Source organism: Escherichia sp. MOD1-EC4550, assembly GCF_963876935.1.
GTDB classification, from domain to species: Bacteria; Pseudomonadota; Gammaproteobacteria; order Enterobacterales; family Enterobacteriaceae; genus Escherichia; species Escherichia coli_F.
The window spans coordinates 64,106-80,297 of the sequence record NZ_CAWNSE010000053.1; the positions used below are offsets into that span (position 1 = coordinate 64,106).

Annotated in this window: 15 protein-coding genes, 1 tRNA gene and 2 other RNA genes; 14 read left to right on the top strand and 4 right to left on the bottom strand. The window is 51.4% G+C overall.

Going from position 1 to position 16,192, the window contains the following annotated elements; genetic code table 11:
* The first annotated feature begins 225 nt into the window (after positions 1 to 225).
* The 9 genes from eptB (at position 226) to dppF (ending at position 8,876) form a co-directional block, all read left to right on the top strand.
* Positions 226 to 1,917 carry a kdo(2)-lipid A phosphoethanolamine 7''-transferase gene (gene eptB, locus AACU19_RS22345; protein WP_001269242.1) on the top strand — a complete coding sequence of 564 codons (1,692 nt, stop codon included), beginning with the start codon at positions 226 to 228 and terminating at the stop codon, positions 1,915 to 1,917.
* Between the two features lie 91 nt (positions 1,918 to 2,008).
* Positions 2,009 to 2,085: transfer RNA gene (locus AACU19_RS22350), tRNA-Pro, on the top strand.
* A 34-nt stretch (positions 2,086 to 2,119) separates the two neighbouring features.
* A non-coding RNA gene (locus tag AACU19_RS22355) (RtT sRNA) lies at positions 2,120 to 2,253 on the top strand.
* 33 nt (positions 2,254 to 2,286) lie between these two features.
* A non-coding RNA gene (locus tag AACU19_RS22360) (RtT sRNA) lies at positions 2,287 to 2,407 on the top strand.
* A gap of 627 nt (positions 2,408 to 3,034) precedes the next feature.
* Positions 3,035 to 4,642 carry a dipeptide ABC transporter substrate-binding protein DppA gene (dppA, locus tag AACU19_RS22365; protein ID WP_001222892.1) on the top strand — a complete coding sequence of 536 codons (1,608 nt, stop codon included), beginning with the start codon at positions 3,035 to 3,037 and terminating at the stop codon, positions 4,640 to 4,642.
* Between the two features lie 307 nt (positions 4,643 to 4,949).
* Complete coding sequence (gene dppB, locus AACU19_RS22370; RefSeq protein WP_105278557.1) at positions 4,950 to 5,969, top strand: dipeptide ABC transporter permease DppB; 1,020 nt, start codon at positions 4,950 to 4,952, stop codon at positions 5,967 to 5,969.
* A gap of 9 nt (positions 5,970 to 5,978) precedes the next feature.
* Positions 5,979 to 6,881, top strand: coding sequence for a dipeptide ABC transporter permease DppC (dppC, locus tag AACU19_RS22375; RefSeq protein WP_000084677.1), 903 nt, complete (start codon positions 5,979 to 5,981; stop codon positions 6,879 to 6,881).
* A 10-nt stretch (positions 6,882 to 6,891) separates the two neighbouring features.
* The gene (dppD, locus tag AACU19_RS22380) at positions 6,892 to 7,875 is read left to right on the top strand and encodes a dipeptide ABC transporter ATP-binding protein (RefSeq protein ID WP_001196486.1); all 984 of its coding nucleotides are present in this window, start codon (positions 6,892 to 6,894) and stop codon (positions 7,873 to 7,875) included.
* Positions 7,872 to 8,876 (top strand): dipeptide ABC transporter ATP-binding subunit DppF, encoded by a 1,005-nt coding sequence (gene dppF, locus AACU19_RS22385; protein WP_105278558.1) that lies wholly within the window; start codon positions 7,872 to 7,874, stop codon positions 8,874 to 8,876. The genes dppD and dppF overlap by 4 nt, the downstream gene beginning before the upstream one ends.
* Positions 8,877 to 8,905: 29 nt before the next feature.
* Here the strand turns inward: dppF and AACU19_RS22390 are convergent, their stop codons facing one another.
* The gene (locus AACU19_RS22390; RefSeq protein WP_105278559.1) at positions 8,906 to 10,177 is read right to left on the bottom strand and encodes an aromatic amino acid transport family protein; all 1,272 of its coding nucleotides are present in this window, start codon (positions 10,175 to 10,177) and stop codon (positions 8,906 to 8,908) included.
* A gap of 475 nt (positions 10,178 to 10,652) precedes the next feature.
* Between AACU19_RS22390 and AACU19_RS22395 the strand changes: the two genes are divergently transcribed.
* The 4 genes from AACU19_RS22395 to AACU19_RS22410 all read left to right on the top strand — a co-directional run bounded on the left by AACU19_RS22395 (position 10,653) and on the right by AACU19_RS22410 (position 12,210).
* On the top strand, positions 10,653 to 10,760 hold the full coding sequence (locus AACU19_RS22395; protein WP_000170738.1) for a type I toxin-antitoxin system toxin Ldr family protein: 108 nt from the start codon (positions 10,653 to 10,655) through the stop codon (positions 10,758 to 10,760).
* A 376-nt stretch (positions 10,761 to 11,136) separates the two neighbouring features.
* The gene (locus AACU19_RS22400; protein ID WP_001295224.1) at positions 11,137 to 11,244 is read left to right on the top strand and encodes a type I toxin-antitoxin system toxin Ldr family protein; all 108 of its coding nucleotides are present in this window, start codon (positions 11,137 to 11,139) and stop codon (positions 11,242 to 11,244) included.
* A 375-nt stretch (positions 11,245 to 11,619) separates the two neighbouring features.
* A complete protein-coding gene (locus tag AACU19_RS22405) occupies positions 11,620 to 11,727 on the top strand; it encodes a type I toxin-antitoxin system toxin Ldr family protein (protein ID WP_000170738.1) in 108 nt (35 codons plus the stop codon).
* Positions 11,728 to 12,102: 375 nt separating this feature from the next.
* A complete protein-coding gene (locus AACU19_RS22410) occupies positions 12,103 to 12,210 on the top strand; it encodes a type I toxin-antitoxin system toxin Ldr family protein (RefSeq protein ID WP_000170736.1) in 108 nt (35 codons plus the stop codon).
* Positions 12,211 to 12,296: 86 nt separating this feature from the next.
* On the opposite strand, the gene bcsG is transcribed toward AACU19_RS22410, so the two are convergent.
* The 3 genes from bcsG to bcsE are packed head-to-tail and all read right to left on the bottom strand — an operon-like array spanning position 12,297 to position 15,732.
* A complete protein-coding gene (bcsG, locus tag AACU19_RS22415) occupies positions 12,297 to 13,976 on the bottom strand; it encodes a cellulose biosynthesis protein BcsG (RefSeq protein WP_000191596.1) in 1,680 nt (559 codons plus the stop codon).
* Positions 13,973 to 14,164 carry a cellulose biosynthesis protein BcsF gene (bcsF, locus tag AACU19_RS22420; protein ID WP_000988308.1) on the bottom strand — a complete coding sequence of 64 codons (192 nt, stop codon included), beginning with the start codon at positions 14,162 to 14,164 and terminating at the stop codon, positions 13,973 to 13,975. The genes bcsG and bcsF overlap by 4 nt, the downstream gene beginning before the upstream one ends.
* A complete protein-coding gene (gene bcsE / locus AACU19_RS22425) occupies positions 14,161 to 15,732 on the bottom strand; it encodes a cellulose biosynthesis c-di-GMP-binding protein BcsE (protein ID WP_001204923.1) in 1,572 nt (523 codons plus the stop codon). Before bcsE ends, bcsF begins: the two co-directional genes overlap by 4 nt.
* Positions 15,733 to 16,003: 271 nt before the next feature.
* Between bcsE and bcsR the strand changes: the two genes are divergently transcribed.
* On the top strand, positions 16,004 to 16,192 hold the full coding sequence (gene bcsR / locus AACU19_RS22430; protein WP_001063314.1) for a cellulose biosynthesis protein BcsR: 189 nt from the start codon (positions 16,004 to 16,006) through the stop codon (positions 16,190 to 16,192).

The following is a 16,192-nucleotide window of genomic DNA, read 5'->3' on the forward strand; positions in this document are numbered from 1 at the left end:
GCCCTTTTTACTGCTTTTTGTAACGCTAAAGTCTCTTTTCAAACTTGCATTTTTGTAAATTTGTGCTTCATGCACACTCTTTCCCCACACTTTTTCCCTTTGCTGTGGTCTACTTATTCGCGCGTGTAGATTTTACTTATCTGACTACCTCCGCACTTTTCCCCTGCCGGGCCTGAAAAGCCACTAAGCAGGGTGTTATCACCTGTTTGTCCAGGGTTTGTTTGCATGAGATACATCAAATCGATTACACAGCAGAAGCTGAGCTTTTTGCTTGCAATCTATATTGGCCTTTTTATGAATGGCGCGGTTTTTTACCGCCGCTTCGGCAGCTATGCGCACGATTTTACCGTCTGGAAAGGCGTTTCTGCTGTTGTTGAACTGGTCGCTACCGTACTGGTGACCTTCTTTTTACTGCGTCTGCTTTCGCTGTTTGGCCGCCGCAGCTGGCGAATTCTGGCATCGCTGGTGGTGCTCTTTTCTGCAGGTGCCAGCTATTACATGACTTTCCTTAATGTGGTCATTGGTTATGGCATCATCGCATCCGTCATGACCACCGATATCGATCTGTCAAAAGAAGTTGTTGGTCTGAACTTTATTCTCTGGTTAATCGCCGTAAGCGCATTACCTCTTATCCTTATCTGGAATAACCGCTGTCGCTACACCTTGCTCCGACAACTGCGAACCCCAGGGCAACGTATTCGGAGTCTGGCGGTCGTCGTACTGGCAGGTATTATGGTTTGGGCACCGATTCGTTTGCTGGATATCCAGCAGAAGAAAGTGGAGAGGGCGACAGGTGTTGATTTGCCGAGTTATGGTGGCGTTGTCGCGAACTCTTATCTGCCATCAAACTGGCTTTCGGCGTTAGGTCTTTATGCCTGGGCGCGGGTCGATGAATCTTCCGATAACAATTCTCTCCTTAACCCTGCGAAGAAGTTTACGTACCAGGCTCCACAAAACGTTGATGATACATATGTCGTTTTCATTATTGGTGAAACCACGCGCTGGGATCATATGGGCATTTTCGGCTATGAACGCAATACCACACCGAAACTGGCTCAGGAGAAAAATCTGGCGGCGTTTCGTGGCTATTCTTGTGACACGGCGACCAAACTTTCTCTGCGTTGCATGTTTGTGCGTCAGGGTGGAGCAGAAGATAATCCGCAGCGCACATTAAAAGAACAGAACATTTTCGCGGTATTGAAGCAGTTAGGATTCAGTTCTGATCTCTACGCTATGCAAAGCGAAATGTGGTTCTACAGCAACACGATGGCAGACAACATTGCTTATCGTGAGCAGATTGGTGCGGAACCGCGTAACCGCGGCAAGCCGGTAGATGATATGTTGCTGGTAGACGAAATGCAGCAATCGCTGGGGCGCAACCCGGATGGTAAGCATCTGATCATTCTGCATACCAAGGGGTCGCACTTTAACTACACCCAGCGTTACCCGCGCAGCTTTGCGCAGTGGAAGCCAGAATGTATTGGTGTTGATAGCGGCTGTACCAAAGCGCAGATGATCAACTCCTACGACAACTCGGTGACCTATGTGGATCACTTTATTTCCAGCGTGATTGATCAGGTTCGCGATAAGAAAGCGATTGTGTTCTACGCAGCTGACCACGGTGAGTCAATTAACGAACGCGAGCACCTGCACGGCACACCGCGTGAACTGGCACCGCCGGAGCAGTTCCGCGTACCGATGATGGTCTGGATGTCGGATAAATATCTGGAAAATCCAGCCAACGCGCAGGCATTTGCGCAGTTGAAAAAAGAAGCTGATATGAAAGTGCCACGCCGTCACGTAGAGCTGTACGACACCATCATGGGTTGTCTTGGCTATACTTCACCGGACGGTGGTATTAACGAAAACAACAACTGGTGTCACATCCCGCAGGCGAAAGAGGTCGTGGCTAACTAAGAGGCCTGCTGACTTTCTCGCCGATCAAAAGGCATTTTGCTATTAAGGGATTGACGAGGGCGTATCTGCGCAGTAAGATGCGCCCCGCATTCGGTGATTGGCGCAGCCTGGTAGCGCACTTCGTTCGGGACGAAGGGGTCGGAGGTTCGAATCCTCTATCACCGACCAAATTCGAAAAGCCTGCTCAGCGAGCAGGCTTTTTTGCATTTGAAGCCCATGAGGATGAGAACCTCCGGGGGCGGGGAGGTTCGACTCGAGCGAAGCGAGAGAACGTTGCGCCAGCAACGGCCCGCAGGGCGAGCCACGAAGTGGCGAGTAATCCTCTATCACCGACCAATTTAGAAAAACCAGCCTACGGGCTGGTTTTTTGCTTTCTGCGGCCTGAAGAGGATGAGAACTTCCGGGGGCAGGGAGGTTCGACTCCAGCAAAGCGAGAGAACGTTGTGGCAGCAACGGCCCGCAGTGGCGAGTAATCCTCTGGCACCGACCAAAACGGCCCCGCATTCATTGTCGGATACAGCGTACCTGTCTTATCCGATCTAAACGGCAACACACCACATATTTCCCTGCCAAATTTGCGCCCCACATCTCACTATCCATTAACGGATTTGTGACAGAATCCATTGTCTTTTTTTATATTTGCTTAAATCTTTTTTTGCGTTACTTATGGCTGGCGCTGGCATTTTCCGCTGTGCGTTTTAGCGTTCATGGTATTAATCGCTCAGATATCCATCTTTTCCTCAGATTTTTTTCATTAAATGCATAAAACTTAATCACCAAATGTTGCTAAATATTAAGCTGATTGTTCTGGTTATGTTGGCGTAGCACAAATTTCTCTGCTGCAAATAGCTGTTTGAAGTTTTTTTAATCTTTGTTTGTGGATTCTCACCGTTGGTGTAAATCCCGGTTGGCTGTATTGACGTTTTCACATTCTGTTGACAGATTGTAGGTCACGAGGGGCATTTTATGGAGGATCCGCACTGTTACACTGATGTTAATTAGTACGGCATCCCCACCTCATAACGTTGACCCGACCGGGTAAAAAACAAAAAAGGTCAGGCAGCGACAACCCACTGCAAAGGGTTAAAACAACAAACATCACAATTGGAGCAGAATAATGCGTATTTCCTTGAAAAAGTCAGGGATGCTGAAGCTTGGTCTCAGCCTGGTGGCTATGACCGTCGCAGCAAGTGTTCAGGCTAAAACTCTGGTTTATTGCTCAGAAGGATCTCCGGAAGGGTTTAACCCGCAGCTGTTTACCTCCGGCACCACCTATGACGCCTCTTCCGTACCGCTTTATAACCGCCTGGTTGAATTTAAAATCGGCACCACTGAAGTGATTCCGGGCCTCGCTGAAAAGTGGGAAGTCAGCGAAGACGGTAAAACCTATACCTTCCATCTGCGTAAAGGTGTGAAGTGGCATAACAACAAAGAATTCAAACCGACGCGCGAACTGAATGCCGATGACGTGGTGTTCTCGTTCGATCGTCAGAAAAACGCGCAAAACCCGTACCATAAAGTTTCAGGCGGCAGCTACGAATACTTCGAAGGTATGGGCTTGCCGGAGCTGATCAGCGAAGTGAAAAAGGTGGACGACAACACCGTTCAGTTTGTGCTGACTCGCCCGGAAGCGCCGTTCCTTGCTGACCTTGCAATGGACTTCGCCTCTATTCTGTCAAAAGAATATGCTGACGCGATGATGAAAGCCGGTACGCCGGAAAAACTGGACCTCAACCCAATCGGCACCGGCCCGTTCCAGTTACAGCAATATCAAAAAGATTCCCGTATTCGCTACAAAGCGTTTGATGGCTACTGGGGCACCAAACCACAGATCGATACGCTGGTCTTCTCTATTACCCCTGACGCTTCCGTGCGTTACGCTAAATTGCAGAAAAATGAATGCCAGGTGATGCCGTACCCGAACCCGGCAGATATCGCCCGCATGAAGCAGGATAAATCCATCAACCTGATGGAAATGCCGGGGCTGAACGTCGGCTATCTCTCGTATAACGTGCAGAAAAAACCACTGGATGACGTGAAAGTTCGCCAGGCACTGACCTATGCGGTGAACAAAGACGCGATTATCAAAGCAGTGTATCAGGGCGCTGGCGTATCAGCGAAAAACCTGATCCCGCCAACCATGTGGGGCTATAACGATGATGTTCAGGACTACACCTACGATCCTGAAAAAGCGAAAGCCTTGCTGAAAGAAGCGGGTCTGGAAAAAGGCTTCTCTATCGACCTGTGGGCAATGCCGGTACAACGTCCGTATAACCCGAACGCTCGTCGCATGGCAGAGATGATTCAGGCAGACTGGGCGAAAGTCGGCGTACAAGCGAAAATCGTTACCTACGAATGGGGTGAGTACCTCAAGCGTGCAAAAGATGGCGAGCACCAGACGGTAATGATGGGCTGGACTGGCGATAACGGGGATCCGGATAACTTCTTCGCTACCCTGTTTAGCTGCGCTGCCTCTGAACAAGGCTCCAACTACTCAAAATGGTGCTACAAACCGTTTGAAGATCTGATTCAACCGGCGCGTGCTACCGACGACCACAACAAGCGTGTTGAATTGTACAAACAAGCACAGGTCGTGATGCACGATCAGGCTCCGGCACTGATCATCGCTCACTCCACCGTGTTTGAACCGGTACGCAAAGAAGTTAAAGGCTATGTGGTTGATCCATTAGGCAAACATCACTTCGAAAACGTCTCTATCGAATAATTAAAAGCCATACAAGGTTGATGGCAAACGCAAAACTGCCGGATGCGCTCCGCTTATCAGGCCTACGAGAGTTCTGCAATGTATTGAGTTTGCACGATTTTGTAGGTCGGATAAGGCGTTCACGCCGCATCCGGCATGACAAAAGCGTACTTTGTCAACAATCTGCATACCCGGTGGTGCTGTGCCTTTAAGTGCAGCGCCATCCGGCAGCAATACTTAATTCCTTGTCCTATAAGGGCGGGAATTGATTTGTGAGCAATACAGACTCGCAGTTCCAGGCTGCGGGTCACTACAGAGAATCCGGGTTATGTTGCAGTTTATTCTCCGACGTTTGGGACTCGTCATCCCCACGTTTATCGGTATTACCCTTCTCACATTTGCCTTTGTCCACATGATCCCGGGCGATCCGGTGATGATCATGGCGGGTGAACGTGGGATCTCCCCAGAGCGTCACGCACAATTGCTGGCAGAACTCGGCTTGGATAAACCGATGTGGCAGCAGTATCTCAATTACATTTGGGGTGTAATGCACGGTGATTTAGGCATTTCGATGAAAAGCCGCATCCCGGTTTGGGAAGAGTTCGTGCCGCGCTTCCAGGCCACGCTGGAACTTGGCGTCTGTGCGATGATTTTTGCTACCGCGGTCGGTATTCCGGTTGGTGTGCTGGCTGCGGTTAAACGTGGTTCTATTTTCGATCATACAGCCGTTGGCCTGGCGCTGACCGGCTACTCGATGCCGATCTTCTGGTGGGGCATGATGCTGATCATGCTGGTTTCGGTGCACTGGAACCTGACGCCTGTCTCCGGTCGCGTGAGCGACATGGTGTTCCTCGATGATTCCAATCCGTTAACCGGTTTTATGCTGATCGACACCGCCATCTGGGGTGAAGACGGCAACTTTATTGATGCTGTCGCCCATATGATTTTGCCCGCCATTGTGCTGGGTACTATCCCGCTGGCGGTCATTGTACGTATGACGCGCTCCTCGATGCTGGAAGTGCTGGGCGAGGATTACATCCGCACCGCGCGTGCCAAAGGGCTAACCCGCCTTAGGGTGATTATCGTCCATGCGCTGCGTAATGCCATGCTGCCGGTGGTGACCGTTATCGGCCTGCAGGTGGGAACATTGCTGGCAGGCGCGATTCTGACCGAAACCATCTTCTCGTGGCCAGGTCTGGGGCGCTGGTTGATTGACGCGCTGCAACGCCGCGATTATCCGGTAGTGCAGGGAGGCGTATTACTGGTGGCGACGATGATTATCCTCGTCAACCTGCTGGTCGATCTGCTGTACGGCGTGGTGAACCCGCGTATTCGTCATAAGAAGTAAGGGGACATCATGTCACAGGTTACTGAAAATAAAGTGATTAGCGCACCGGTGCCGATGACCCCGTTACAGGAGTTCTGGCACTATTTTAAACGCAATAAAGGCGCGGTTGTCGGGCTGGTTTACGTCGTCATCGTGCTGTTTATCGCGATCTTTGCCAACTGGATTGCACCCTATAACCCGGCGGAACAGTTCCGCGATGCACTGCTCGCCCCGCCAGCCTGGCAGGAAGGCGGCAGCATGGCGCACTTGCTGGGCACCGATGACGTAGGCCGTGATGTGCTGTCGCGGCTGATGTACGGCGCGCGCTTGTCGCTGCTGGTTGGTTGTCTGGTGGTGGTGTTGTCGCTGATTATGGGCGTTATTCTCGGCCTGATCGCCGGTTACTTTGGCGGTCTGGTTGATAACATCATCATGCGCGTGGTCGATATCATGCTGGCGCTGCCAAGTCTGCTGCTGGCGCTTGTGCTGGTGGCAATTTTCGGTCCGTCGATTGGTAACGCCGCGCTGGCGCTGACCTTTGTTGCGCTGCCGCACTATGTGCGCTTAACCCGCGCCGCCGTGCTGGTGGAGGTGAATCGCGATTACGTCACCGCGTCTCGCGTGGCGGGGGCCGGGGCGATGCGCCAGATGTTTATTAACATCTTCCCGAACTGCCTTGCGCCGCTGATTGTTCAGGCGTCGCTCGGTTTCTCTAACGCCATTCTCGATATGGCTGCTCTTGGTTTCCTCGGTATGGGGGCGCAGCCGCCAACACCGGAGTGGGGCACCATGCTCTCCGACGTATTGCAGTTCGCGCAAAGCGCCTGGTGGGTCGTAACCTTCCCCGGTCTGGCGATCCTGCTGACGGTGCTGGCATTTAACCTGATGGGTGACGGTCTGCGTGACGCGCTCGATCCCAAACTGAAGCAGTAAGAGGTTCGAGATGGCGTTATTAAATGTAGATAAATTATCGGTGCATTTCGGCGACGAAAGCGCACCGTTCCGCGCCGTAGACCGCATCAGCTACAGCGTAAAACAGGGCGAAGTGGTCGGGATTGTGGGTGAATCTGGCTCCGGTAAGTCGGTCAGTTCACTGGCGATTATGGGGCTGATTGATTATCCGGGCCGCGTGATGGCAGAAAAGCTGGAGTTTAACGGCCAGGATTTGCAGCGTATCTCGGAAAAAGAGCGCCGCAACCTGGTGGGTGCCGAAGTGGCGATGATCTTTCAGGACCCGATGACCAGCCTTAACCCGTGCTACACCGTTGGTTTCCAGATTATGGAAGCAATTAAGGTGCATCAGGGCGGTAATAAGAGCACTCGCCGTCAGCGGGCGATTGACCTGCTGAATCAGGTCGGTATTCCCGATCCGGCTTCGCGTCTGGATGTTTACCCGCATCAGCTTTCTGGCGGCATGAGCCAGCGTGTGATGATCGCCATGGCGATTGCCTGTCGACCAAAACTGCTGATTGCCGATGAGCCGACCACCGCGCTGGACGTGACAATTCAGGCACAAATCATCGAACTGCTGCTGGAGTTGCAGCAGAAAGAGAACATGGCGCTGGTGTTGATTACCCATGACCTGGCGCTGGTGGCGGAAGCGGCGCATAAAATCATCGTCATGTATGCAGGCCAGGTGGTGGAAACGGGCGATGCCCACGCCATCTTCCATGCACCGCGTCATCCGTATACTCAGGCATTGCTGCGCGCGCTGCCGGAATTTGCCCAGGACAAAGAACGTCTGGCGTCGTTGCCTGGCGTCGTTCCTGGCAAATACGACCGTCCGAATGGCTGCCTGCTTAACCCGCGTTGCCCCTATGCCACTGACAGATGCCGCGCTGAAGAACCGGCGCTGAATATGCTCGCTGACGGGCGTCAGTCCAAATGCCATTACCCACTTGATGATGCCGGGAGGCCCACACTATGAGTACGCAAGAGGCCACCCTGCAACAACCGCTGTTGCAGGCTATCGACCTGAAAAAACATTATCCGGTGAAGAAAGGCATGTTCGCGCCGGAACGTCTGGTGAAGGCGCTGGACGGCGTTTCGTTTAATCTTGAACGTGGCAAGACGCTGGCAGTAGTAGGTGAATCTGGCTGCGGTAAATCGACCCTCGGTCGGCTACTGACGATGATCGAAACACCTACCGGCGGCGAACTGTATTACCAGGGGCAGGATCTGCTCAAGCACGATCCGCAGGCGCAGAAGTTGCGTCGGCAGAAAATCCAGATCGTCTTCCAGAATCCCTATGGCTCGCTGAATCCGCGTAAAAAAGTCGGTCAAATTCTCGAAGAGCCGCTGCTGATCAACACCGGTTTAAGCAAAGAACAGCGTCGGGAAAAAGCGTTGTCGATGATGGCGAAAGTCGGCCTGAAAACCGAGCATTACGATCGCTATCCGCACATGTTCTCCGGCGGTCAGCGTCAGCGTATCGCCATCGCCCGTGGTCTGATGCTCGACCCGGATGTGGTGATTGCCGATGAACCGGTTTCCGCGCTGGACGTCTCGGTACGTGCGCAGGTGCTGAATCTGATGATGGATTTGCAGCAGGAACTGGGGCTGTCTTATGTCTTCATCTCTCACGACCTGTCGGTGGTGGAACACATTGCTGATGAAGTGATGGTGATGTACCTGGGCCGCTGCGTGGAGAAGGGGACGAAGGAGCAAATCTTCAATAATCCGCGACATCCGTACACACAGGCGCTACTCTCCGCGACGCCGCGCCTGAACCCGGACGATCGCCGCGAGCGCATCAAGCTCACCGGTGAACTGCCAAGCCCGCTCAATCCACCGCCGGGCTGCGCGTTTAACGCCCGCTGTCGTCGGCGCTTCGGCCCCTGCACCCAGTTGCAGCCGCAGCTAAAAGACTACGGCGGTCAACTGGTAGCTTGTTTTGCTGTTGATCAGGATGAAAATCCGCAGCGGTAACTCACAAAACCGGGGCCATGCGCTCCGGTTTACTCAATCAGCTTCAACAGTGGCGACAAGCATAACAAAATGCCGTACAGCAGAATCATCCAGGCTTTAAACCCGCGAAGTTTTTCCAGTTGTGCGACTTTATAGATCAGGAAAAATGGAATGAGGCACGACACAATGCCATATAACGGGCTTCCCAACTGAAAGAACACCAGCACCGATACACGAAACGAAACCCAAATCGTCAACGTAATGACGATAAAAGCGCAGATCGCCAGAGTCAGCATGCGTGAGTTAATTTTCTTGGTATCAATAATTCGGCTTAACAGATTGAGAATAATGCCTTTAATGGCCTCGTGGAAACCGAGATAAATGCCAAAGAATGCGGTCAGTACGGCAAAGATATTCAGCACCGTAGAGGTGATATGAATGATATGCCCAGGGATCACCTGCGCGGCCAGTGCCAGTGCCGAGATATTTTGTTCAAAGGCAGAAACGGCTTCTTCGTGGCTAATTGAGAAGGTAAACGAAAAGGCAAAAAACAGGATCACCGCGATGAGCGTGACATAACTAATTCGGTGGGTACGCAGCGCGAGCCGGGTTGCCAGTACTTTATCCGCTTCCCGTTTACGATAGGCAATATTCATTGGGTTAAGTACCTGAATAAATACCGCAGAAAAGAAGCAAAAGGGAATGGTAAGCAGGACATCGCGGAAAAAGACGGAGGCTTGCGGGAAGGCGGTTATATTGGCGAAATTCCAGTGCGGGATCATCGCAAAACCGAACACGACGATAATCCCTACTTTGACCACCACCATTGGCCCGGAAATCTTAAACAGTAATCGTTCACCACCAGACGCAATTGCCACCAGTACGGCGAAAATGGCGACTTTATAAAGTAGAGATTGTGAAAGATCGGCATTGGTTAAACCGAAGGTTTTCAGGTACGAGGCGCTGTCGAAAACCACGGAGAGAGAGTAGATAAAAATCCCGTGGATAATCATCAAAAAGTAGATAACCCCGAGGAAAATTCCCCAGTTCTTCCCCAGGTAATGACTGATAATATCGGTGTAGTCATTACAGGAATCGCTTTCAGAAAGGGTTTTTAAATAAATGTCCTGCACTACCCAGGTGGCAGGATAAGCAATGATCGCTGCGGTAATAAATACCCAAATTCCCTTCAAGCCAATTTGTACTGGCATCAGCACGGTTCCGGCACCAATCGCCATGCCTATGCATAATAAAACCCAGCCGAAGTCGTAGCGTGTAAACGGCATTTTCTGATCGTGTTTCGGTAGTGTGTTGTGCTGCATAAAGTCCTGTCCAGAAAGAAGTCGGCCTCGCAAAAATGAATAAACCCAGTTTCTCTTGCGCAACAGGTGGAGAAGTCGAATACGCAGTATGTAAAAAATGAGGCAACAGATTCACTGGGGAGGTCGCGAGGAGGCGCAATTCTACAAAATTGCGCATTTCACTACCAGTCTGGAGTCAGCCCGGATATGAACTGCAACTATTGCAAATAAAGAAATTAAGCTGGAAGGCATCACGCAATGAGGAAGATTGCCGGGTGCTGACGGTAAAAAGCAATCGTAAAAGCAGCGGCAAGCCGGAAAGGTTCCGGTGAGGCGCAATGTTGCGGGGGCTTAATCCCTAGTGGCATTGGTTGCTGGAGAGAGAAAACCCCCGCCCGTTGCAGATATTCACCTGACAACATCACGGGGGCTAATCTTGAACCTAGACCACTCAAGAATAGCCGCGAAACGTTGTCATTACAACACAGGCGGCTATATGACGCTCGCAGAACTGGGCATGGCCTTCTGGCATGATTTAGCGGCTCCGGTCATTGCTGGCATTCTTGCCAGTCTGATCGTGAACTGGCTGAACAAGCGGAAGTAACGTGTCAGACGGGCGTCAGGCTGCCGTAATGGCAATTTGCGCCCGGACCAGGCCGCAGGGATAAAACTCTGCGGCCTTTTTCGTAAGAAAAATGCAACGGTTGCAAGCGGATAATATTCTGCGGAATGCGCAGCACAGAGTGAAGAAGTGATGGATTTCGACGAACAAAAATGGCCGTAGAATCAGCGGCAAGCCGGAAGGGTTCCGGTGAGGCGCAATGTTGCGGGGGGCTTTATCCCTGGTGGCATTGGTTGCTGGAGAGAGAAAACCCCCGCACGTTGCAGGTATGCACCTGACAACACCACGGGGGCCATTCTTGCATCTAGACCATTCAAGAATAGCCGCGAAACGTTGTCATTACAACAGAGGCGGCTATATGACGCTCGCAGAGCTGGGCATGGCCTTCTGGCATGATTTAGCGGCTCCGGTCATTGCTGGCATTCTTGCCAGCATGATCGTGAACTGGCTGAACAAGCGGAAGTAACGTGTCAGACGGGCGTCAGGCTGCCGTAATGGCAATTTGCGCCCGGATCAGGCCGCAGGGATAAAACTCTGCGGCCTTTTTCGTAAGAAAAATGCAACGGTTGCAAGCGGATAATATTCTGCGGAATGCGCAGCACAGAGTGAAGAAGTGACGGATTCCGGAACAGAAAAACAGTCGTAGAATCAGCGGCAAGCCGGAAGGGTTCCGGTGAGGCGCAATGTTGCGGGGGCTTAATCCCTGGTGGCATTGGTTGCTGGAGAGAGAAAACCCCCGCACGTTGCAGGTATGCACCTGACAACACCACGGGGGCCATTCTTGAACCTACACAACTCAAGAGTAGCCGCGAAACGTTGTCATTACAACACTGGCGGCTATATGACGCTCGCAGAGCTGGGCATGGCCTTCTGGCACGATTTAGCGGCTCCGGTCATTGCTGGCATTCTTGCCAGTCTGATCGTGAACTGGCTGAACAAGCGGAAGTAACGTGTCGGACGAGCGTCAGGCTGCCGTAATGGCAATTTGCGCCCGGACCAGGCCGCAGGGATAAAACTCTGCGGCCTTTTTCGTAAGAAAAATGCAACGGTTGCAAGCGGATAATATTCTGCGGAATGCGCAGCACAGAGTGAAGAAGTGATGGATTCCGGAACAGAAAAACAGTCGTAGAATCAGCGGCAAGCCGGAAGGGTTCCGGTGAGGCGCAATGTTGCGGGGGCTTTATCCCTGGTGGCATTGGTTGCTGGAGAGAGAAAACCCCCGCACGTTGCAGGTATGCACCTGACAACATCACGGGGGCTAATCTTGAACCCAAACAACTCAAGAATAGCCGCGAAACGTTGTCATTACAACAGAGGCGGCTATATGACGCTCGCAGAGCTGGGCATGGCCTTCTGGCATGATTTAGCGGCTCCGGTCATTGCTGGCATTCTTGCCAGTCTGATCGTGAACTCGCTGAATAAGCGGAAGTAACGTGTCATGCGGGCGTCAGGCTGCCGTAATGGCAATTTGCGCCCGGATCAGGCCGCAGGGGTGAAACTCTGCGGCCTTTTTCGTTCTTATTGCGGGTAAGGCACCCAGTCGCCGCCGTTCAGGCGAACGTACGGTTTATCCTGGTATTGAATAACTACTGCATTTGAGTTCTCGGAGACCGGTGCTGTTTGTGGCAACCCACTGGTGAGTTTTTTCCAGTCAACATTGTCTTCGGTGAAAATCTTACCATCAAGAACGCGAACCACCAGATCGGAGATAGCCAGGAAGCTGCTCGGTTGGTCGATGACAATCGGTGCCCCCTGATGTGGTGCCTTCATGCCGAAGAATTTCACCCCAACGGGGACGTCTGTGATAGACGGGCTAGGGATATCACGTAGGCCAGATACCTGCATTCTGTCGCCCTTCAGCGCGCCACCGTGTTCCGGCACCACTACCACCATCACTTTACGACCCGATTTCTCCAGTTCAGTAAAGAAGGCGTCTAGCTCATCAAAGAATTTCTGCGCTCGCGCTTTGTAATCCGCTGTTTTGCTGACGCCCGGATAATGGTTGCCGTCATGCAGTGGAAGCGTGTTGTAGAACGTGGCACTACGGCTGTTTTTATCTTTTTCGGTAACGTCCAGCCAGCGGTTAAGCACGGCGGTATCGTCATAAACCGGCGAACCATCAAAGCCCAGCAAAATAACCGGCAGATTTGTTTGATCCATCAATTCGGTCTGCATGCCGCCATTTTCGCGAACTTCTTTCAAAAAACCGCCGAACTGGCCGTTATGTCCCATCATCAGGTGCTGGGTAAAGCCCAGTTTCGACAGGTTATCAAACAGATAGCAGTCGTTATTTGCCGGTTGATACAGATTAGTGTGCGAAGTCTGCCCGCAGCTGGCGCGCAGTAAACGGATCGCCGCCGGGCCACTGTAGGAGGTGGCGGAGTTAAAGTTCTTGAACTCAATATCGAAATGCGACCACAGCGGATGCGACATCAACCCGGCGGCTTCAATATCCGACCAGGAAAGCGAACAGATATTAATCACCAGTAGTTCAAATGGCTGAGCATCAGCGGGCAGCGAAGACGGGAAGGTCGATTTACGTTTCGCCTCCGCGTTATAGAAATTATTCAGCCAGGCGTTAAGGTTCGCCGTTGTTGGCGGTGCAGTTTGTGCGGGCATATCACCCACTACCGGTGCGCCACCCGTCGCCGCAACGGTTGCCGCTGCGTTACCACCCGTCGTTGTTACAGTGGTCGTCGGTTGACCGGCAGGCCACAAGGAGAAACTTGGTCCCGCTAGGGTAAGTACGTTCAGCCATAGCAGAATGGCAACCACAAAAACGGTAATGCGAATCCATTGTGACAGGAATAACCAAGCCACTAATAAAACAAAAATGGCCCCAATCATCTGCCAGTTAATAAAGCGTGTGACAAGGTCGATTAAATAATCGGTACTGAACCCCGCCACCTGCGAACCCTGGCTCATTATGCTTTCCGGGCCAGGCAACCAGGTGTCATGCCAGAACAAAGCAAAGCCGATCGGCAGGGCAATCCAGTGGCGTAAGCGATGCAGGCTGTAGCGCGGAATGGGCATCAGCAGAAACGCGGCAAACACCAGATTGAGGAGCGGATGGAAGTTAAGATATCCCGCCCACAACAGGCCGAACTTAACCAGAAAATAGAAGTTCCAGCCGGAAAGGCCGCGCCAGTATTGCCAGAGGGAAGAAGGCATGGCGGTATTTTGCGTAAATTGAGTCATTTTTTGGTTGCCCTGGCTTTTTCCGTGCGGCGTAACGTCCCGGCCGGTTTAACATAACGAGGTTTAGCAAAGAACAAACGTAAGGTGTCGCGAATGCGTCGCAAAGAGTGCCGCGCCAGATAGCCCAGCGGGAAAAATATCAGTGCGCAAACGACAATAATTTCAATGATATCGCTGATGGTCATCATGATGAGCGCTCCACAGCATCATCTAACAGTCGCATTGGTTCTGGTATTCTTCGCCAGTGGCGACCATCGTGCTCGGCATTGATGACCGGTTTAGAACTTTGCGTTAAAGGCAGCGGCATGCCCCATTGTTCTGGGGCAAGCAGGCGCATCTGCACCAGCTCTGCACTGATTTGATCATCTTCAAACCAGACCATACGGTTTGAGAAAATGTCGCCAGTCGGCAATGGGAAAATATGATTCAACGCGGTATCCAGATCGTTAATCCGACAGAATGAGAGAAACAGCACCAGCCGATTACCGCCAATGGTCATGATATCGCCGGTACGGTTAGGGCGACACAGCGTCAGGGCTTGCTCAACGCGGATACCCGGTACCGGACGTAGGGCAACCAGAACGCCTTTACCATGTGCAGGCAAGAGAGGGTTATTCATCATATTGTTAACGGCATTACAGAACACATCCCACTTCTGGAAACCACGTAGTTTGAGCGGCTGGGTCATTGACAGCAAGGTAGTGATATCTTCCGGCACATAGCGACTAAACTTCTGCCCTTGCACGCTTTCGATCATCGTCAGACAGCGGGAGAGTGGCGCATTCCACGGGATAACCATATTTGCACCGCAGGCCAATAACAAACGTTCATCGGTGGCGCGCAGGCTTGCGGTATTTTCCCGTACGAGGATTTTCATCGCACTACCGCGCTGGCGACGCAGAGTATGAATGCTGCGGGCCAGTGGCTCGATTTGCGCATTTTGCTGTAAAGAAAAGACCACCGTCGCCGCCTGAGCGGTACGGGCTTCATTGAACAGAACTTCGTTATTGTTGAACAGTTGCCAGTGTTCCGATAGCGGCGGCGCACCTTCCAGTACAGCAACATTACTCAGAATGCGTTTTTCGTCGCTGCGTGGTTGGATCTCCGCCTCTTCGCTTTGAACTAATGTCCAGATACCATTTTGTTGCTGAACGCTAAGCTGCTGACGGGCGCTGACCCCTTTTTCGTTGCACCAGAAGGCAATATCCAGCAAATGTTGGTCGCCCTGAAAACGCAAACTGGCAAGACCAAAAAGTGAACGGTATTCCTCAAGCAACAATGAAAATTGTTTATCGTTATTATTTCCGGGATTAATTACCAAAAGCGAACAATGGTTTAACCTGCTCCATTTATTCATTTTATCCAACCATGAGCGAAGCCGCTCGGCAGGAATGTTTTGCCATGCGTTATTTGCGCAAACAAGAATAAAAAGGTAATTATTGGGATCAATAGAACACTGCAAATCACGGGCCAAATAGTATAGACCTTTTTCATGATTTAGCATTGAAAATAATTTTATTTTTTCCGGCCCTTGAGAATCATCTAATTGAAAGATTTTCGCCGGATCGCTGTCCATGCTAATGACCGCGACGTGTGCGGTTTCAGCCTGGGATGCAATTGTTTGATTCGCCAGACTGATAGCATCTTCATGGCGATCGACGTTAAACCACCAGACGCCGCCTGCTGGCATATGTCGCAGCTCATCCCATAATGATGAGATACCGATAGAGAATACAGGGTCCACAATGTCCCTCATGTCACCATTTTGTCTGATTATCAGTTTACTAGCGAAAGCTAAGAAATAAACCTACCATTGAAATTAAAACTTATCAGATTTAGCATGTGAATCAATTTAGCAGGTCACAAGACGTGTGATTTTAGCCTTTTCGTTTTTAACTTTTTTTGTTGCGTAACGGAAAGTCAAAAAGTGAGCAAATTCCCGTCTCGCCGTAAACAATAAACCGGCGAAATGCTCACGGTTAGAATTGTCTCATGAACGGTACGGTTATTTCATAGGGATCAAGCAAATGAATAACAATGAACCAGATACTCTGCCTGATCCCGCGATAGGCTATATCTTCCAGAATGATATTTTGGCGTTAAAGCAGGCGTTTTCACTGCCTGATATTGATTATGCCGATATTTCCCAACGCGAACAGTTGGCCGCGGCATTAAAACGCTGGCCGTTGCTGGCAGAGTTTGCGCAACAAAAGTAG